The 17826-nt window shown below is 66.7% G+C and carries 17 protein-coding genes; 7 read left to right on the forward strand and 10 right to left on the reverse strand.

The window, feature by feature from the left end:
• The first annotated feature begins 159 nt into the window (after positions 1-159).
• Entirely contained in the window at positions 160-1230 is a 1071-nt protein-coding gene (aroC, locus tag NDN01_RS23290; protein WP_272624526.1) for a chorismate synthase, read from the forward strand.
• A 161-nt stretch (positions 1231-1391) separates the two neighbouring features.
• On the opposite strand, the gene NDN01_RS23295 is transcribed toward aroC, so the two are convergent.
• The 5 genes from NDN01_RS23295 to NDN01_RS23315 form a co-directional block, all read right to left on the reverse strand.
• Positions 1392-2681, reverse strand: a complete 1290-nt coding sequence (locus NDN01_RS23295) for an adenylosuccinate synthase (RefSeq protein ID WP_272624527.1) — start codon at positions 2679-2681, stop codon at positions 1392-1394.
• A gap of 145 nt (positions 2682-2826) precedes the next feature.
• Positions 2827-3930, reverse strand: a complete 1104-nt coding sequence (locus tag NDN01_RS23300) for an ATP phosphoribosyltransferase regulatory subunit (protein ID WP_272624529.1) — start codon at positions 3928-3930, stop codon at positions 2827-2829.
• The gene (locus NDN01_RS23305) at positions 3927-4217 is read right to left on the reverse strand and encodes an endonuclease domain-containing protein (protein ID WP_272624531.1); all 291 of its coding nucleotides are present in this window, start codon (positions 4215-4217) and stop codon (positions 3927-3929) included. Before NDN01_RS23305 ends, NDN01_RS23300 begins: the two co-directional genes overlap by 4 nt.
• 137 nt (positions 4218-4354) lie before the next feature.
• The gene (gene serA, locus NDN01_RS23310; protein ID WP_272628377.1) at positions 4355-5932 is read right to left on the reverse strand and encodes a phosphoglycerate dehydrogenase; all 1578 of its coding nucleotides are present in this window, start codon (positions 5930-5932) and stop codon (positions 4355-4357) included.
• Positions 5933-6021: 89 nt separating this feature from the next.
• A complete protein-coding gene (locus NDN01_RS23315; RefSeq protein WP_272624533.1) occupies positions 6022-7158 on the reverse strand; it encodes a phosphoserine transaminase in 1137 nt (378 codons plus the stop codon).
• 325 nt (positions 7159-7483) lie between these two features.
• Between NDN01_RS23315 and NDN01_RS23320 the strand changes: the two genes are divergently transcribed.
• Both NDN01_RS23320 and NDN01_RS23325 read left to right on the forward strand, forming a co-directional pair.
• Positions 7484-8125, forward strand: a complete 642-nt coding sequence (locus NDN01_RS23320; protein WP_272624534.1) for an extensin family protein — start codon at positions 7484-7486, stop codon at positions 8123-8125.
• 96 nt (positions 8126-8221) lie between these two features.
• A complete protein-coding gene (locus tag NDN01_RS23325; protein ID WP_272624535.1) occupies positions 8222-9100 on the forward strand; it encodes a TIGR00730 family Rossman fold protein in 879 nt (292 codons plus the stop codon).
• A 73-nt stretch (positions 9101-9173) separates the two neighbouring features.
• Here NDN01_RS23325 and NDN01_RS23330 read toward each other — a convergent pair whose 3' ends face one another.
• Positions 9174-9845 carry a c-type cytochrome gene (locus NDN01_RS23330; RefSeq protein ID WP_272624537.1) on the reverse strand — a complete coding sequence of 224 codons (672 nt, stop codon included), beginning with the start codon at positions 9843-9845 and terminating at the stop codon, positions 9174-9176.
• Between the two features lie 105 nt (positions 9846-9950).
• On the opposite strand from NDN01_RS23330, the gene NDN01_RS23335 reads away from it, so the two are divergent.
• A complete protein-coding gene (locus tag NDN01_RS23335) occupies positions 9951-10841 on the forward strand; it encodes a prephenate dehydratase (protein WP_272624539.1) in 891 nt (296 codons plus the stop codon).
• A 128-nt stretch (positions 10842-10969) separates the two neighbouring features.
• Here the strand turns inward: NDN01_RS23335 and NDN01_RS23340 are convergent, their stop codons facing one another.
• Positions 10970-11608 (reverse strand): TetR/AcrR family transcriptional regulator, encoded by a 639-nt coding sequence (locus NDN01_RS23340; protein WP_272628379.1) that lies wholly within the window; start codon positions 11606-11608, stop codon positions 10970-10972.
• Positions 11609-11683: 75 nt separating this feature from the next.
• On the opposite strand from NDN01_RS23340, the gene NDN01_RS23345 reads away from it, so the two are divergent.
• The gene (locus tag NDN01_RS23345; protein ID WP_272624541.1) at positions 11684-12853 is read left to right on the forward strand and encodes an FAD-dependent monooxygenase; all 1170 of its coding nucleotides are present in this window, start codon (positions 11684-11686) and stop codon (positions 12851-12853) included.
• A 402-nt stretch (positions 12854-13255) separates the two neighbouring features.
• Here the strand turns inward: NDN01_RS23345 and nudC are convergent, their stop codons facing one another.
• The 3 genes from nudC to NDN01_RS23360 are packed head-to-tail and all read right to left on the reverse strand — an operon-like array spanning position 13256 to position 16549.
• Positions 13256-14131, reverse strand: a complete 876-nt coding sequence (nudC, locus tag NDN01_RS23350) for an NAD(+) diphosphatase (RefSeq protein ID WP_272624543.1) — start codon at positions 14129-14131, stop codon at positions 13256-13258.
• Between the two features lie 10 nt (positions 14132-14141).
• A complete protein-coding gene (locus tag NDN01_RS23355; protein WP_272624545.1) occupies positions 14142-15512 on the reverse strand; it encodes a serine hydrolase domain-containing protein in 1371 nt (456 codons plus the stop codon).
• Positions 15509-16549 (reverse strand): A/G-specific adenine glycosylase, encoded by a 1041-nt coding sequence (locus NDN01_RS23360; RefSeq protein WP_272624547.1) that lies wholly within the window; start codon positions 16547-16549, stop codon positions 15509-15511. Before NDN01_RS23360 ends, NDN01_RS23355 begins: the two co-directional genes overlap by 4 nt.
• 14 nt (positions 16550-16563) lie before the next feature.
• On the opposite strand from NDN01_RS23360, the gene NDN01_RS23365 reads away from it, so the two are divergent.
• Both NDN01_RS23365 and NDN01_RS23370 read left to right on the forward strand, forming a co-directional pair.
• Positions 16564-17115 (forward strand): DUF721 domain-containing protein, encoded by a 552-nt coding sequence (locus NDN01_RS23365; RefSeq protein ID WP_443025164.1) that lies wholly within the window; start codon positions 16564-16566, stop codon positions 17113-17115.
• A 20-nt stretch (positions 17116-17135) separates the two neighbouring features.
• On the forward strand, positions 17136-17813 hold the full coding sequence (locus NDN01_RS23370) for a DsbA family protein (RefSeq protein WP_272624551.1): 678 nt from the start codon (positions 17136-17138) through the stop codon (positions 17811-17813).
• The last annotated feature ends 13 nt before the right edge of the window (positions 17814-17826 follow it).

The following is a 17826-nucleotide window of genomic DNA, read 5'->3' on the forward strand; positions in this document are numbered from 1 at the left end:
TCTTCCCTCTCCCAGCGGGAGAGGGAAGGGACCCGCCGCGTAGCGGTGGGAGGGTGAGGGCGACAAGCCATGATCGAACGAGTTGGGTTGAGAGGTTTACCCTCACCCTCCCACCGCTACGCGGCGGGTCCCTCCCTCTCCCCTTCAGGGAGAGGGTAAGTGAGTCTCAACAGTTTCGGTCATGTCTTCCGGTTCACTACCTGGGGAGAATCGCACGGCCCCGCCATCGGCGCGGTGGTCGACGGGTGTCCGCCGGGGCTGGCCCTGGCCGAGGGCGATATCCAGCCCTTCCTCGACAAGCGCCGCCCCGGCACCTCGCGCTTCACCACGCAGCGGCAGGAGCCGGACCAGGTCCGCATCCTCTCCGGCGTGTTCGAGGGCAGGACGACCGGCACGCCGATCAGCCTGATGATCGACAATGTCGACCAGCGCTCCAAGGACTATTCGGAGGTCGCGCTGGCCTATCGCCCGGGCCATGCCGATTATGCCTATGACGCCAAATACGGCTTTCGCGACTATCGCGGCGGTGGGCGCTCCTCGGCGCGCGAGACCGCGTCACGGGTCGCGGCGGGCGCGGTGGCGCGGCTGGTGATCCCCGAGGTGCGGATTCGCGCCTGGGTCGAGGCGATCGGCGGCGACCGGGTCGATCCGACCAAGTTCGATCCCGACCAGATCGACGCGAATCCCTTTTTCTGCCCCGATGCCGACGCGGCAATGCGCTGGGAGGCATTGGTCGACGGCGCGCGCAAGGCCGGCTCGTCGCTCGGCGCGGTGATTGCCTGCGAGGCGACCGGCGTGCCGGCCGGCTGGGGAGCCCCGCTCTATGCCAAGCTCGACGCCGAGCTCGCCTCGGCCTGCATGAGCATCAATGCGGTGAAGGGCGTCGAGATCGGCGACGGGTTCGACGCAGCGGCGCTGCGCGGCGAGGACAATGCCGATGCGATGCGTCCCGGCGCGGACGGGCCTGAATTCCTCGCCAACCATGCCGGCGGCATCGCGGGCGGCATCGCGACCGGTCAGCCGGTTCGAGTCCGTGTCGCGTTCAAGCCGACCAGTTCGATCCTGACGCCGGTGGAGACGATCACGCGCACCGGCGAGGCGACCGAGATCATGACCAGGGGGCGCCACGATCCCTGTGTCGGCATTCGCGGCGTGCCGGTGGTCGAGGCGATGGTCGCGCTCGTGCTGGCCGACCAGAAGCTGCTCCACCGGGCCCAGACCGGGCGCTGATCGGGAGTCGATTTCTCGACCCGACTACACCGTCATGCCGGACTTGTTCCGGCATCCGCTGTTCCGCAAATTCACCGGCGCTTTGGTCGGCGGCACGGTGGACCCCGGAACAAGTCCGGGGTGACGGGCAAACCCGCTGACCGATAGTCCGCGCCTTCGACTCAATCAGCGAAGGGATCGCGGACCAGGATGGTGTCCTCGCGCTCGGGGCTGGTCGACACCAGCGCCACCGGGCAGCGGATCAGCTCCTCGATGCGGCGGATATATTTGATCGCCTGCGCGGGCAGGTCAGCCCAGCTCCGTGCGCCGGCGGTCGATTCCTGCCAGCCCGGCATCGTCTCATAGACCGGCTCGACCGCAGCCTGATCGGCGGCATGCGAGGGGAAATAGTCGAGCGTCTCGCCGCGCAGCCTGTAGCCGGTACAGATCTTCACCTCGTCGAACCCGTCGAGCACGTCGATCTTGGTCAGCGCGATGCCGGTGATCCCGCCGACCGCGGCGGATTGCCGCACCAGCACCGAATCGAACCAGCCGCAGCGGCGCTTGCGCCCGGTCACGGTGCCGAACTCATGCCCGCGTTCGCCCAGCCGTTCGCCGGTTTCGTTCTCGAGCTCGGTCGGGAAAGGGCCTGAGCCGACACGCGTCGTATAGGCCTTGGCGATGCCGAGCACGAAGCCGACCGCGCTCGGGCCAAGCCCCGATCCGCCCGCCGCCGTGCCGGCGATCGTGTTGGACGAGGTGACGAAGGGATAGGTGCCGTGGTCGACATCGAGCAGCACGCCCTGCGCGCCCTCGAACAGGATGCGCCGTCCGCGGGCGCGCGCTTCATTCAGGTCGCGCCAGGCTGGCCTGGCGAAGGACAGCACGAAATCGGCGATCGCGCGCAGTTCCTCGACCAGCGCGGCGCGGTCGATCGGCGGCTCGCCGAAGCCCGCGCGCAGCGCATCGTGATGCGCGGTCAGACGGTCGAGCTGCGAATCGAGCGCGTCGAGATGGGCGAGGTCGCACACCCGGATCGCGCGGCGCCCGACCTTGTCCTCATAGGCCGGGCCGATGCCGCGCCGAGTCGTGCCGATCTTGCCCGCGCCGCTTGCGTCCTCGCGCAAAGAATCGAGATCGCGGTGGAACGGCAGGATCAGCGCGCAATTGTCGGCGATCATCAGCGTCTCGGGGCTGATCGACACGCCTTGGCCCGCGAGTTTCTCTACTTCGGCCTTGAGCGCCCAGGGATCGAGCACGACGCCGTTGCCGATCACCGACGGCGTGCCGCGCACGATGCCCGAGGGCAGCAGCGACAGCTTGTAGACCTTCTCGCCGACGACCAGCGTATGGCCGGCATTGTGCCCGCCCTGGAACCGCACGACCATGTCGGCGCGCTCGGCGAGCCAGTCGACGATCTTGCCCTTGCCCTCATCGCCCCATTGGGCGCCGATAACCGCAACGTTTGCCAAAACTCTTCCTTATCTTCCGTTCGTCCTGAGTAGGGGCTGAGCGAAGTCGAAGACCCGTATCGAAGGACAGTTGGAGCATGCGACGCTTGTCCTTCGATCCGCCATGTCGACAAGCTCAATGGCACTCAGGACGAACGGGTGGGTGTTAGAGCGGCCGGGCCGTCCCCTCCACCAAAATATGCGTGCAGAGCTGCGCTTCGGGCGTATCGCCCGCCTCGAGCGCCGCGACGGTGACCCAGCCCTGCGCGCGCATCGCGACGGCGTGGGCCGGGTCGGTATCCATTGGCACGAACAGGCGCCGGCGATCCACATCGGCCAGGCCGGCCGCGACGATCGCGTCGACATAGAGCGAGAAGCCGGTCGCGGCTTCCTCGCTGCCATCCTCATGGACGATGGTGTAGCTGCCGCCCCGGCCGATTTCGCCACGCACGCCGTCGGCGAAAATCGAGAAGCCGAGCCAGGTCTGATATTCGAAGCCGTGGCGCTCGGTCGGATCGAGCGTCAGCGCGGTGCGCCCTTTCAGGCCCGACGCGATCTGCCACAGCCCGTCGAGCCGCGAGCGCAGGGCGCCGCCGACATCGAAGGCGCACAGCCGGTCATGTGCCGCGTCGAACGGGCCGGCTGACTCGATCAGCGGGAGATAGGCGGGGGCGATTTCCGCCACGCCGCCGGCATCCTTGGCGTCGAGCCGGTCGCGGAGCGGCTCGATCAAGGCAGGATCGAGGGGCAGCGGGCCTGCGGCAAGGATCGAGACCAGGTCCGGCAACGTGAAATCGATCGAAACGCCACGCACCCCGGCAGCCTCCAGCGCCTCGACCGCGACTCCGACGATCTCCTTCGCCGCGGCGACCGTATCAAGTCCGATCAGCTCGCAGCCGATCTGGCGCAGTTCGCGTTCGGGGCTGAGCTGCGACGCGCGGAGCTTCAGCACCGGGCCGGCATAGGACAGGCGCACGGGGCGCGGATGGTGCCCCATGCGGGTGGCGGCGATCCGGCCGATCTGCGCGGTCATGTCGGGCCGGATGGCGAGCGTCGCCTGCGACACGGGATCGACGAAGCGCACCGCATCCTGCGCGCGCGCCGCCTTCAGCCGGCCGGCCAGCCCCGCCTCGAATTCGGCGAGCGCCGGGTCGGCGCGCTCATATCCATGCGCATAGGCGGCCCCGAGCACCGCCGCCTCAAGACGTGCGGCGGCATCGCCGAACGGCGGTAGCCGGTCGCGGAAACCTTCGGGGAGTAGGCTGCTCACTTCTCCCTCTCCCCGCTTGCGGGGAGAGGGCCGGGGAGAGGGGCAGTATGAAGCGCAGCGAGAATGGCTGAAAGCACAGCCTCCTCGTTTCCCATCACTTCTGCGTTCGCGAATCGGATCACTCGATAGCCTTGTTGTTCCAGCCACGCAGTCCGCCGCGTGTCGTGCTCCCCGTCGTCTCCATGCGTGTCCCCGTCAACCTCTACGATCAGCTTGTGCGATCGCGCGACGAAGTAGGCAATATAGGATCCTATGACCACCTGCCGGGTAAACTTGATGTCGTTCAAGCGCTTGGCGCGGAGATGGTATCAGAGACGCGTTTCGGACGCGTCTGCTCGCTGCGCATTTGTTTTGCGCGGTTCCGCATCGCCTCACTTGTTCACGTCACAGCCCCTCTCCCCGGAGGGGAGAGGGCTTAAGTGGCTCAGAATGACAACCCCATCACGGTCTTCACGCCGGCCAGCGCGCGGACCTTGGCGATGAGTTCCTGCGTCACCGCCTCGTCGACCGAGAGCAGCAGCACGGCCTCGCCGCCGGCCGAACGGCGGCCGAGATGGAAGGTGCCGATGTTCACGCCTTCCTCGCCGAGCAGCGAGCCGAGCCGGCCGATGAAGCCGGGCGCGTCCTCGTTGACCACGTACAGCATGTGCCCGACCAGATCGGCCTCGACCTTGATGCCGAACAGCTCGACCAGGCGCGGGGCGGCGTCGCCGAACAGCGTGCCCGCGACCGAGCGGTCGCCGGCATCCGTCTTCACCGTCACGCGGAGCAGCGTGTGATAATCGCCCTCGCGGTCATGGCGCACCTCGCGTACGTCGATGCCGCGTTCCTTAGCCAGATAGGGGGCGTTGACCATGTTCACCGTGTCGGTGTGGACGCGCATCAGCCCCGCGAGCACCGCGCTGGTGATCGGCTTCTGGTTAAGCGACGCGGCCGCGCCCTCGACCTCGATCGCGATGCCGGAAAGGGCACCGTGCGCGAGCTGGCCGATCAGGCTGCCGAGTTTCTCCGCCAGCGCCATGTACGGCTTCAGCTTCGGCGCTTCCTCGGCTGACAGGCTCGGCACGTTGAGCGCGTTGGTCACCCCGCCGGAGACGAGATAATCGGCCATCTGCTCGGCGACCTGGATCGCGACGTTGACCTGCGCTTCCGAGGTGGAGGCGCCGAGATGCGGGGTCGAGACGAAGTTGGGCGTGCCGAACAGTGGCGAATCCTTCGCCGGCTCCTCGACGAACACATCGAGCGCCGCGCCCGCGATATGACCTGAATCGAGCCCGGCCTTCAGCGCCGCCTCGTCGATCAGCCCGCCGCGCGCGCAGTTGATGATGCGCACGCCCTTCTTGGTCTTCGCCAGATTCTCGGCCGACAGGATGTTGCGCGTCTGGTCGGTCAGCGGCGTGTGCAGCGTGATGAAGTCGGCGCGGGCCAGCAGGTCCTCAAGCGTGGCCTTCTCAACGCCCATTTCGACCGCGCGCTCGGGGGTGAGGAACGGATCGAACGCGACCACCTTCATCTTGAGGCCGCGGGCGCGGTCGGCGACGATCGATCCGATATTGCCGGCGCCGATCAGGCCGAGCGTCTTGCTGGTCAGCTCGACGCCCATGAAGCGATTCTTCTCCCACTTGCCGGCCTGGGTCGAGGCGTCGGCCTCGGGCAGCTGGCGGGCGAGCGCGAACATCAGCGCGATGGCATGTTCGGCGGTGGTGATCGAATTGCCGAACGGGGTGTTCATGACGACCACGCCCTGTGCGGAAGCAGCGGGGATATCAACATTGTCGACGCCGATGCCGGCGCGGCCGACCACCTTCAGGTTGGTGGCGTGCGCCAGGATGTCCCTGGTCACCTTGGTCGAGCTGCGGATGGCGAGGCCGTCATACTGGCCGATGATCGCCTTCAGCTCGTCGGGGGTCTTGCCGGTGATCTCGTCGACCTCGACGCCGCGCTCGCGGAAGATCTGGGCGGCCTTGGGATCCATCTTATCGGAAATGAGGACTTTGGGCATGGTGATGCCTTTCATGATCGTGGGATGTTGTGCTCCCGCGAAGGCGGGAGCACAGACTGGGTTCCCGCCTTCGCGGGAACCCAAGGATGTCAGGCGGCGGCGGTGACCGAGGCGTAGGCCCAGTCGAGCCAGGGACCGAGCGCCTCGATATCGGCGGTGTCGACGGTCGCGCCGCACCAGATGCGGAGGCCCGCCGGGGCATCGCGATAGCCCGCGATGTCATAGGCGGCGTGCTCGGCTTCGAGCAGGCCCGCGAGCTTCTTGATCAGCGCTTCGTCGGCGCCCTCGACCGTCAGGCACACGCTGGTCTTCGACCGCGAGGCCTCGTCGAGCGCGAGATGTCCGAGCCAGGGGCGGTCGGCGACGATCCGGTCGAGCGCCGCCGCATTGGCGTCGCTGCGCGCGATCAGGGCCTTCAGTCCGCCAAGATCCTTCGCCCATTCGAGCGCGAAGATGGCATCCTCGACGGCGAGCATCGACGGGGTGTTGATCGTCTCGCCCTTGAACACGCCCTCGGTGAGCTTGCCCTTCGAAACAAGGCGGAACACCTTGGGCAACGGCCATGTCGGCGTGTAGCTTTCCAGCCGCTCGACCGCGCGCGGGCCGAGGATCAGGACGCCGTGGCCGCCTTCGCCGCCAAGCACCTTCTGCCAGGAGAAGGTGGCGACATCGATCTTGTCCCAGGGCAGGTCATAGGCGAACACCGCGCTGGTCGAATCGGCGAAACTCAGGCCCTCGCGATCGTCCGGGATCCAGTCGCCATTCGGCACGCGCACGCCGGAGGTGGTGCCGTTCCAGGTGAACAGCACGTCGTTCGACCAGTCGACCTGGTTCAGGTCGGGAAGCTGGCCATAATCGGCGCGAAGGATGGTCGGATCGAGCCCGAGTTGCTTGACGGCGTCGGTGACCCAACCCTCACCGAAGCTCTCCCAGGCAAGTGCCGTCACCGGCTTCGCGCCAAGCATGGTCCACATCGCCATCTCGAACGCGCCGGTGTCGGAGCCGGGGACGATGCCGATGCGATGGGTGTCTGGCAGCTGCAGCATCTCGCGCATCAGGTCGATCGCGTATTGCAGGCGCGTCTTGCCGAGCTTCGAGCGGTGCGACCGGCCGAGCACGTGAGTCTGGAGCTTTTCGGGGGTCCAGCCCGGCGGCTTGGCGCAGGGACCGGACGAAAAATAAGGACGCGTCGGCTTCGTCGCCGGAGGCGCAGGTAACTCAGTCATATAGTCTCTCCTTACAGAGAGCACGCGCGGCGTTGGGACCGCGTGGCCCGTCGACGGCCCTAGCGATCTGCGCCGTCGCGTCAATGTGATTTCTGCTGCGACGCGGCGAAAAAGGGCGACGTGCTTTGCCGCGACACATATCGGCATCGTCCTGCCGTATCCCGGCACGGGTCACATTGCCTTCGGCAGCCGGGGCGATAAGCGTCGTCGCGGCGATGCTGGGGTTGTTGATATGGTGCTTCCGATATTCCGCCGACTCCTCCGGGATCGCGACACGGCCCGTAGCGCCGGTTGCCCCGCCCGGCCGCGGTTCGTCGTCGCGACAATGGCGCTGACCCTGCTGCTCGCGGCGTGCGGGCGTGGTGATGATCGTCCGCCGCCCCGGCCGGTCGGGGCGAAGCCGGTGACGCTCAACCTGCCCACCTCACGCGATACCCAGGCCTGTTTCGCCGATCTGTCGCGCGAGCAGGTGCGCTACAGCCCGCTGCCCGACCGCGACTATGGCGGCGGGTGCCAGGTGACCGGATCGGTCCAGCTCATCGACATCGGTGTGCCGGTGACCAATCTGAAGGGCATGCGCTGCGGGCTGGCCAGGACGTTCGTCGCCTGGACGCGCCACGCGGTCGCGCCGGCTGCGCGCCAGATTCTCGGCAGCGATCTCGTCAGGGTCGAAAGCTTCGGTACCTATGCCTGCCGCAACGTGATCGGCTCGGCGACGGCGGGCAACCGGCTGTCGGGGCACGCCATCGCCAACGCCGTCGACATCTCCGGCTTCGTGCTGGCGGACGGCAGGCGGATCACCGTGCTCGATGGCTGGCGATCGGGCGATGCCGATGTGCGCGAATTCCTGCAGACGATCCATGCTTCTGCCTGCAAGCGCTTCGGCACGGTGCTGAGCCCGGACTATAATGCGGCGCACGCCAACCACCTGCATCTTGAGGACGATCACGCGCGTTTCTGCCGCTGAGCGCCTTCGAGCCGGCCGAACCGTGGCCGGACGGCAAAAAGGCGACAGCCGGGGCAGCCTTCATATTGACGGGTTTTTCCGCTAGAGGCTGGTCCAATGACAGAGACACACGTACCGTCGCGGGTCTTCCCGCGCGCCCGCCAGGATGCCGAGACCGCCAATGCAGGGCTCAGCACTCCCCAGACCGAAAACCCGGCCTATCGCCTCGCCTTCCAGGACATGGATTTCCTGTTGCGCGAGGATCTTCGCCCGGTCCGATTCCAGCTGGAATTGCTGAAGCCGCAATTGCTGCTCGACGAGGCGAATATCGCCTCGACCTTCGTGATGTACGGCTCGGCGCGCATTCCGGAGCCGGCCAAGGCGCAGGCGCTGCTCGAGCTCGCCCAGGGCGAGGAGGCGATCCGTATCGCCAAAAGCCTGGTTGCCAAGTCGAAATATTACGATGTGGCCTATGAACTGGCCCAGCTTGCCAGCGCCTTCCCGCGCGACGAGGCTGGCAAGCGGCACTTCGTGGTATGCTCGGGCGGTGGCCCCTCGATCATGGAGGCGGCCAATCGCGGCGCGGCAGAGGCGGGTTACGAGACGATCGGCCTCAACATCGTCCTGCCGCACGAGCAGGCGCCGAACCCCTATGTCACGCCCTCGCTCAGCTTCCAGTTTCATTATTTCGCGCTGCGGAAGATGCACTTCCTGCTCCACGCGCGCGCGCTCGCTGCTTTCCCGGGCGGCTTCGGCACGTTCGACGAGCTGTTCGAGCTGCTGACGCTGATCCAGACCGGCAAGATCAAGCCGATCCCCGTACTGCTGTTCGGCCGCGATTTCTGGAACCGGGTGGTCAATTTCGAGGCGCTGGTCGAGGAAGGCGTCGTCTCCGCACGCGACCTCAATATCTTCACCTTCGTCGAGACGGCTGAAGAAGCCTGGCAGGTCGTGCAGGATTTCTATCGCGACGATCCGGACCGGCTCGCCGAGTGACATGAAAAAAGGGCCGCGCCGGAAGGCGCGGCCCTTTTTTGTGCCCGGACCCGGCGTTCGCCGGGGCTTGCGATTACTTCTTCTTTTCTGCCTGTGCCGCGGCGGCCGGATCGACCGACGGCGCACCGGCTGCGGGTGCCGCGCCTTCCGACGCATTCGCTGCCGGTGCGGCCGCGTTGGCCGCGCCCTCGGCTGCTGCCGGGGCCGCGCCCGCGGCGGGTGCTGCCGGAAGCGGCAGGTTCGAACCCTGCTGATTCAGATAGGCGATCACGTTGGCGCGATCCTGGGGATTGCCCAAGCCGGCAAAGGTCATCTTCGTGCCGCTGGCAAAGGCGCGCGGGCTGGTCAACCAGTGGTTCATCGCGTCGAAGTCCCACTTGCCGCCCTTCGCCTTGAGCGCATCGGAGAAGGCGAAGCCGCCCTTGCCCTCGGCGATGCCCTCGCCAAGCGTGGCGTAGAGATTCGGGCCGATGCCGTTCGGGCCGCCCTGGTTGATCGTGTGGCAGGCAGCGCACTTCTTGAACACGTCGGCGCCCTTGGCGGGATCGGCCGTCGCCATCAGCGTCGCGATCGGCACGTCGGCCGCACCGCCGCCAGCGCCCTCTTCAGCGACACCCTCGATCGGATATCCCATCTTCTCGGAATGATGGGGCTGGAACACCATTCCGCCCACGATCGAAAGCCCCAGCGCCACGCCGCATGCGCCGAGCACCCAGCCCGCGATCGTGTTCGTCCGATTGTCCATTGCCCAGTTGCCCCTGTCGGAAAGTCGGCTCCCTTTAGATTCGGTGGAGCGCCACCGCAAGCCACGCTTGTGCGGGAACAAACGCCCCGGTAAGCGCGCCGCTCCATGGAAAATTTCGCAGCCCCAGCACGACCGATCGTCGCACGCATGATCGAGGAAGCCGCCGCCCACCCGGAACGCGCCGTCGCCTTCCAGGGCGCGCCCGGCGCCAATTCGCATATCGCGGCGCTCCAGGCTTTCCCCGATTGCCTGCCCTTGCCCTGTTTCGACTTCGCCGACGCGATCGACGCGGTACGGGAAGGGCGTGCCGATTGCGCGATCATCCCGATCGAGAATTCGCTGCACGGCCGTGTCGCCGACATGCATTTCCTGCTGCCCGAATCAGGGCTGGTGATCACCGGCGAGCATTTCCTGCCGATCCATTATGCGCTGATGGGATCGGGCCCGATCGAGGGCGTGCGCGAGGCGACGAGCCATCCCCAGGCACTCGGCCAGTGCCGCCACTGGCTGCGCGAGCGCAATATCCTGCCGGTCGCCTATCCCGACACGGCGGGCGCTGCCGCGCTGGTCGCCGAGATCGGCGATCCGAAGGTCGCCGCCCTGGCCCCGCCGATGGCAGCGCCGATCTACGGGCTGGATATCCTGTGCGACGGCATCGCCGATGCCGACCACAATACCACGCGTTTCCTGGTGCTGGCGCGCGCCGGCCTTTCGCCGGTCGGCGACGGTCCGTTCATGACGACGCTGATCTTCGAGGTGAAGAACGTGCCCGCAGCGCTGTACAAGGCGATGGGCGGCTTCGCGACCAACGGCGTCAACATGACGAAGCTGGAAAGCTATCAGCGCGGCGGCACCTTCGCCGCGACCGAATTCTACGCCGATGTCGAGGGCAAGCCCGGCGACCCCCGTCTCGACAACGCGATCGCCGAACTCGGCTTCCATTCGAAATGGGTACGCGTGCTGGGGACCTACCGCCAGGCCCGTACGCGGGGCTAGGCTTCGTCCGGCTTATTGCCGGCGATAATGTGTCGGAGACGGGAAGTGACCGATTCCCGTCGGCCCGCTTTGCCCGCACGATCGTTGTCGGAAACGTTCGGGACCAAGCGAGCCCCGGATCTGCTAGATCAGGCGTAGGGCGTGCCCGCCAGCGCGGCCGAGGTGCCGGCGATTCCCCGGTCGATCAGCCCGAGGAAGCTGCGCCGTGCTTCGCTCTCGTCCCGGGTGCGATCGAATATCTTCTGCGCTTCCGTAAAGGCCATGCTCCAGGTTGATGCGATAAGACCGGCGGCGAGGTGGGCATGCGGGTCGTCCGTTGGCGAGCCAACGGTTTCAGCAAGAACCGCCGCCAGCGCGTTGGTGAAGTCGTCCCGCATTTGTCGCGCCCGCGCTTTCAGCGCTTCGCTCGCCAGCACGGTTTCGACGAACCTGTACGCTCCCTCGAACAGCGGGATGAGCGAATCTTCCTGCTCGATGAGGCGATGCGCGAGAAACCCCAAGGCATCGATCGGTGTGACGCCGGTGTCCCGCATCCGCACGGCCGTGAAAGCGACATCCTGTATCTCCTGCTCCCGGTCGAAGAACATATCCTCCTTGCGCGGGAAGTGATTGAAGACGGTCATCCGTCCGACGTCGGCGGCCTCGGCGATCTCATCGACCGTCACCCGGTCGAAGCCTCGCTCGAGAAACAGGCGGGTCGCCGTATCCGATATGCTCTGGCGGGTGGCCATCCTCTTGCGGGTCCGTCGGTCGGGCGTCGTGTCCATCAAGCCTTATTGAATCCTATACTCAGTATATAAATACTGCGTCTATCGATGATGCACCAGCGCACCAAGGACCTTATGACTGAGCAACCATATCCCGTCGAGCAACCCGTCCACCGGGCTGGCGCCGCGGTGCTGGTGAGCGGAGCAAGCTTTGCCGGCCTCGCCACCGCCTATTGGATGAACAGGCTCGGGTACCGGGTGACTGTCGTGGAGGTCGCGAGCGGCCTTCGCAAAGGCGGAACGCCCGTCGACATCGAAGGCGAGACGATCGACATGCTCACCCGCATGGGGATGATCGATGCGGTCCGCGCCAAGGCGCTTCCCCCGCGCGGGCTCGAGTTCAAGGACGCCGGCGACGCCACGGTTGGGACATTTGACGGCTATCCCGACGCGGCTGCTGCCGTGGACGAGCGATACGAGATCCACCGCGACGATCTGCTGGCGATTCTGTTTGCTTCAGTCGAGGGCGCGATCGAAATCCTGTTCGAACAATCGATCGCTCAGCTTGAGGAGATGCCGGACGGCGTGGCGGTGACGTTCCGTGACGGGTCGCGAGCCGACTATGCGCTGGTGTTCGGGTGCGATGGCATGCGGTCGAACACCAGGCGACTGGCCTTTGGCCCGGGCGAGGATTTCTCCTATTTCATGGGAGGCTATTTCTACATCAAGGTCGTGCCGACCACGGATTTGCTGCCCGCCAACCTGACGCAGATCTTCAGCGTGCCCGGCCGGACGGCGATGTTGAACGGTTATGAGGACCAGACCGACATTGCCTTCGCCTTCCGTGCCGATGGCGAGGTCGACTATGGCCATCGCGATCGGGCGCAGCAGCGTCGGATGATTCATGATCATTTCGACGGCCTCGGCTGGAAGGTCCCAGCCATGCTCGAGCATGTGGACGCCGATGACGACTTCTATTTCGACAAGGTGAACCAGATCAGGATGCCGGCATGGTCGAACGGTCGGGTCGCGCTGGTGGGGGATGCGGGATATTGCGTATCGCCGGTCGCCGGCATGGGTGGCTCGATGGCGATCATCGGTGCCGGGCGGGTAGCGGATGCCCTGCAGCGCCATGGCGTCGATCACGCCACCGCCTTCCGGGAGTATCACGACAAGCTGCGCCCGTTCGTCGAGGCGGTACAGGAGAAAGCTGCCAGCGACGGCATGGCGTTGCTGTTCCCATCCAGCGACGCCGAGCTTGCGGAGCGCGATCACCAGTTGCGCGAGGGCACGCTAGCCTTGTAGGCCGCTCGACGCTCAAATGGGCCTGTCCCGATCAACGGTCTTTTCTGCGGGACGGTTCTTTCTCCGACGCGCGGGCTCGCTCGTCGCCCCTACCGCCATGCCCGTTTTGAATGGCATGGGCCGGTCTGCGGCCGCGTGGCTCAAAGCCCGGAGAGGAGCCGGGCGCCGAGAGCGGATCGACATTCAGCTTATTGGCACGGTTACAGCCAAGAGGAGGATTCGCGCGGAGGGCGCAGAGACCGCGGAGTTCATTTCCGGACTGAGCATCGTTCGCCGGTAAACCGCCTGTTTTTGGACATGCTCGTCATCGCAAACTGCCGGAGCCGCTGGCCCAACCTTCTTGGCGTCCTCTGCGTCTCCGCGCGAACCATCTTGCACCGCCGACGGGCTGGTTCTGAATGTCTATCCGACCTGAGAGTTCGCCCATTCCGTCAGGAGGGTGAAGGCGATGGCATAGGGCGGGGGCGGGAGGAATTGGCCCGGCTCGCCGCGCAGCACGGCGCGCACCTCCTCGCGCGACACCCAGATCGCGTCCTCAAGCTCATGCTTGTCGATCGTCAGCGTGTCGTCTTTCGCCATGCCGATACAGGCGATCATCAGCGAGGACGGGAAGGGCCAGGGCTGGCTTGCGATGTAGCGGACATCGGTGACTTCGACGCCCGCCTCTTCCTTGATCTCGCGCGCGACCGCTTCCTCGATCGATTCGCCAAGCTCCAGAAACCCAGCCAGCGCCGAATAGCGTCCCGGCGGCCAGGCCGGCTGGCGGCCCAGCAGTGCGCGGCCGTCATGTTCGGCGATCATGATCACCACCGGTTCGACGCGCGGGAAATGCTCGGCATGGCACCGGGGGCATTTCCTGCCCCAGCCGGCGCGATTGATTTCGCTCCCCGCACCGCAATTGGCGCAGAAACGGTGCCGCGTATGCCAGTCGAGCAGGCTGCGCGCGCCGGCATAGGTCGCCGCCTCGCCCGGCGCGAAGCGGTCGAGCAGGCCGAACATCCGCATGGGCCGGCCTTCCGGCGGCTGCATCCCGGGCGTGAGCGCGGCGAAGCAGGGCTTGCCGTTGTCGAGCCCAAGCAACAACAGGTCCGATCCCTCCGGCGCGTCGGCGAGGGTGGTCCAGACGAGCCTGCCCTCGCCATCCAGCTCGGGTTCGAAATTGTCCAGCACGAGCAGTCGGGCGCGCCAGTCGCCCATCGCCGCAGCGAGCGCTTCCGGGTCCTGGCGAAGCGGATCGGCCCGGTCGAGCATGCCGCCGGTGAAGCCTGGTGCAATCATAAGGGGGAACTCACTTGTAGTGGGCGATATCGCTCATCAGCGCGGCCACGGTTTCTTCGCGGATCGGCCATTTGTCGCCCGGGAAATAATTGACCATGATCGCCCCGCGCCTGCGCCGCGCGGGATCGACCCAAGCGGCCGTCCCCGCCGCACCGCCCCAGCCATAGGTGCCCTTGGACGGTCCGCCCGGCTTGTCTTCGAGAAAGACCGATCCACCGGCGCCGAAGCCGGTCTTGGGGCCGGGACCGGCGCCGACCTGCGTCTGGGTGTAGGTGACGCCCGGCGGCAGGAGGTTGGACATCATCAGCGCGGCTGTCTCCGGCTTCATCACGCGGACGCCGTCGAGCGTCCCGCCATCCTGCAACGCATGGAGGAACCGGTCATAGTCGCGCGCGGACATCACCAGCCCGGCGCCGCCATAGGGAAAGCTGGGGGGCGACAGCCAGACCGAGCTCGCGGCGGGGTCGATCGGCGTGCGGGCCTTCTCGTCGATGGTCGACACATCGACCGGCCGCCCCGCGGCGAGCTGGACCGTTGCCTCGCGCTGGAAGGCATAGTTGGTGGCGAACTGCCCGATCTCGCTGCGCGGCACCGTCCAGTAGCTCGACGTCATCTTGAGCGGGTCGAAGATCCGTTTCTGCACGAATGTGTCGAAGGGCATGCCGCTTGCCACCTCGATCACCCGGCCCATCACGTCGAGGCCGATCGAATAGCTCCATTTCGTCCCCGGGTCGGCGATCAGCGGCGCTTCGGCGACCCGGTTGGCGAATGCCTCGAGCGTCGGCGGCCTGGTCATGCGCGCCAGAATCTCAAGCTGAGCGTTGATGGCGCCGGGGGTGAGCCCGAGCCGGTTATATTCGGCGAGCAGCGGCCCCTTGGTGACGATGCTGTAACCGAGCCCGGCTGTATGGGTCAGCAGGTTGCGGACCGTGATCGGCCGTGCCGCCGCCCGCGTTTCAAGCGAATCCGGGTTGATCTGGACTCGCATGTTCTTGAAGGCGGGGATGAAATCGCTGATCGGCTGGTCGAGCTTGATCTTGCCTTCCTCGACCAGGATCATCGCTGCCATGCCGGTGACCGGCTTGGTCATCGAATAGACGCGCCACAGGCTGTCCGGTCCCGCCGCGGCAGCGGTCGGCTCGTCGGCGATGCGTCCCGCGCTGACGAATATTGTGGGCAGATCGCCACTGCCGAATGCGCCGACGATGCCGGGCATCTTGTTGGTCGCGACATAGGAATCGAACAATGCCTGAGTGGCGGGCAGGGCTGGCCGGCTGGCCGGAGCGGCGAGCTGAGCCTGCGGTGCCGTTCCATAGGCAAGCGCGCCGCCGGCCAGCAATGCAATGAGTGCGCTTCCCGATGCCAATGCCCGAAATCTCATTCCGCTCTCCTGATCGCAGCCGCCGCCTTGGCGAAGACCGTCGGCAGCCCCGCCGACTCGATATCGGCTGCCGGCCACCATTCGCCGGCATTCGAATGCGCCTCGGCCCGCCCGACCGCAAGCGCGAGTTCGAGCCGGAAATGCGTGAAGACATGGACGACCGTCTCGTCGAGCATCGTCCAGTCGGCGGCCAGCGGCTGTTCGTCGAGGCCGGGCGGGGCCGCGACCCATGGCCCGGTCGGCAGCGCGCGCATCCCGCCGAGCAGGCCCTTTGGTGGTCGCCGGACCAGCAGCACCCGACCCTCCCGCTCGGCCCAGAAGATCGTGCCGTAGCGCTGCGGCTTGGCTGCCTTGGCCTTCTTGTCCGGAAAGCGTTCCGGATCGCCCGACGCGAAGGCGCGGCATGCGGTGGCGAGCGGGCAGAGCAGGCAGCTCGGATTGCGCGGCGTGCAGATCGCTGAGCCGAGATCCATCATCGCCTGGGCGAAATCGCCGGCACGGGCGTCGGGGGTGACCGATTCGGTCGCGGCGCGGATGGCGGGCATCGCCGCCGGAAGCGGCTCGGGAATCGCGAACAGCCGGGCGACGACTCGCGCGACATTGGCGTCCACCACCACCGCGCGTTCCCCGAAGGCGATCGCAGCGATCGCGGCGGCGGTATAGGCGCCGACGCCGGGCAGGCGGCGCAAGCCTTCCTCGGTCCCGGGAAAGCGCCCGCCATCGGCGGTGACGGCCCGTGCGCAGGCGATCAGGTTCCGCGCCCGGGCATAATAGCCGAGCCCGGCCCAGGCGGCCATCAGATCGGCGTCGCTTGCCCGTGCGAGCGACTCGACATCGGGCCAGCGCGCGACGAATTCCTCGAAGCGCGGCCGTACCGTCGCGACCGTCGTCTGCTGAAGCATGATCTCCGACAGCCATACCCGATACGGCTCGGCCCGCGGTGCGCCGGGCGGGCTGCGCCACGGCAGATCGCGGGCATGGCGGTCATACCAGTCGAGCAGCGAGCCGGCGATGTCGGAAGGGAGCTTGGCGGGCACGGCATCGCTATGGCATGGACGTGACAATGAGCAAGCGTGGCGTACCCGCTCCCAGGCCGGAGCCCAAGGCGGAAAAACCGCGCGGCGGCCGCGCGCGCGCCGTTTCGGAGCTCCTGCCCGATATCGGCCGCGCCGCTTTTCGCAAATTCGGTTTCGTGCAGAGTGCGATCGTCAGCCGCTGGCCCGAGATCGTCGGCACTCGCTATGCCGGGGTATCTGCGCCCGAATCGATCAAGTTTCCGCAGGGCGAGCGCACCGGCGGCACGCTCAACCTGGTGGTGCGCGGCGCCCATGCGACGATGATGCAGCATATCGCGCCTGAGATCGTCGAGCGGGTCAACCGCTTCTTCGGCTATGGCGCCATCGCCCGGGTGAACATCCGCCAGGGGGACGTCGCGCCGCCGCGCCCGCGCGCAGCGCCGCCTTCGCTCCGACCGGTGCCGGTCGAGCTCGGCGCAAGCCTGCGCACCATCGCAGACCCTGAATTGAAGGCGGTGCTCGAGGCGCTGGCGGCGGGCGTCGCGGCGACGCGCGGCCCGCCGGTGATCGGGCAGGCGGAAGAATGAACGGAAGGATCGATGGGGGAATGATGCGCTATCTATTGCCTGCCCTGCTTGCGCTCGTCGGGTTCGGCTCGATCGCCACGGCCCAGGGCCACGACTGGAGCACGACCGTGAGCAAGGCGCCGAACGGCAGCTATGTCATCGGCAATCCCAGGGCGAAGGTGAAGCTGGTCGAATATATCAGCTACACCTGCCCGCATTGCGGCCACTTCCTGTCGGAATCGCGGGACGTGCTGCGCGGGCAGATGGTGCGTTCCGGCTCGACCAGCGTCGAACTGCGCAATGCTATCCGCGACAAGCTCGATCTCACGGCCGCCCTGCTCGCGCGGTGCACCGGCCCGAAGGGGTTTTTCGCCACCACCGATGCGATCTTCGCGGTCCAGGAGGACTGGGTGACGCGCGGTGGCCGCTTCGAATCGGTCAATGGCGCGCGAATCGCTGCCTATCCCCAGCCGGCGCAGCTTCGCGCCATGGCCGACGGATCGGGCCTGAGCGACATCATGCGCGGCCGGGGAATGAACGATGCGGCGATCGAGGCCTGCCTTAACGATCCAGCCGAACTGGCGGTGGTGGTGAAGAATGCCGATGGCGCCTGGGCGAAGATCAAGGGTACGCCGGCATTCGAGCTCAATGGCAAGACGATCGAGACCACTGAATGGGCCGTGCTGGAAAAGAGCCTCCGCGCGGCCGGTGCCAAGTGATTCAAGCAATTTC

Origin of the sequence: Sphingomonas sp. QA11, assembly GCF_028473665.1 — a bacterium.
Taxonomy (GTDB): domain Bacteria; phylum Pseudomonadota; class Alphaproteobacteria; order Sphingomonadales; family Sphingomonadaceae; genus Sphingomonas; species Sphingomonas phytovorans.

What these genes read in the sequence shown, in the direction of transcription:
- serA (WP_272628377.1), bottom strand. Translation starts at nt 5,932, where the DNA reads ATGCCCAAAGTCCTCATTTCCGATAAGATGGATCCCAAGGCCGCCCAG.
- NDN01_RS23315 (WP_272624533.1), bottom strand. Translation starts at nt 7,158, where the DNA reads ATGACTGAGTTACCTGCGCCTCCGGCGACGAAGCCGACGCGTCCTTAT.
- NDN01_RS23320 (WP_272624534.1), top strand. Translation starts at nt 7,484, where the DNA reads ATGGCGCTGACCCTGCTGCTCGCGGCGTGCGGGCGTGGTGATGATCGT.
- NDN01_RS23325 (WP_272624535.1), top strand. Translation starts at nt 8,222, where the DNA reads ATGACAGAGACACACGTACCGTCGCGGGTCTTCCCGCGCGCCCGCCAG.
- NDN01_RS23330 (WP_272624537.1), bottom strand. Translation starts at nt 9,845, where the DNA reads ATGGACAATCGGACGAACACGATCGCGGGCTGGGTGCTCGGCGCATGC.
- NDN01_RS23335 (WP_272624539.1), top strand. Translation starts at nt 9,951, where the DNA reads ATGGAAAATTTCGCAGCCCCAGCACGACCGATCGTCGCACGCATGATC.
- NDN01_RS23340 (WP_272628379.1), bottom strand. Translation starts at nt 11,608, where the DNA reads ATGGACACGACGCCCGACCGACGGACCCGCAAGAGGATGGCCACCCGC.
- NDN01_RS23345 (WP_272624541.1), top strand. Translation starts at nt 11,684, where the DNA reads ATGACTGAGCAACCATATCCCGTCGAGCAACCCGTCCACCGGGCTGGC.
- nudC (WP_272624543.1), bottom strand. Translation starts at nt 14,131, where the DNA reads ATGATTGCACCAGGCTTCACCGGCGGCATGCTCGACCGGGCCGATCCG.
- NDN01_RS23355 (WP_272624545.1), bottom strand. Translation starts at nt 15,512, where the DNA reads ATGAGATTTCGGGCATTGGCATCGGGAAGCGCACTCATTGCATTGCTG.
- NDN01_RS23365 (WP_443025164.1), top strand. Translation starts at nt 16,564, where the DNA reads ATGGACGTGACAATGAGCAAGCGTGGCGTACCCGCTCCCAGGCCGGAG.
- NDN01_RS23370 (WP_272624551.1), top strand. Translation starts at nt 17,136, where the DNA reads ATGATGCGCTATCTATTGCCTGCCCTGCTTGCGCTCGTCGGGTTCGGC.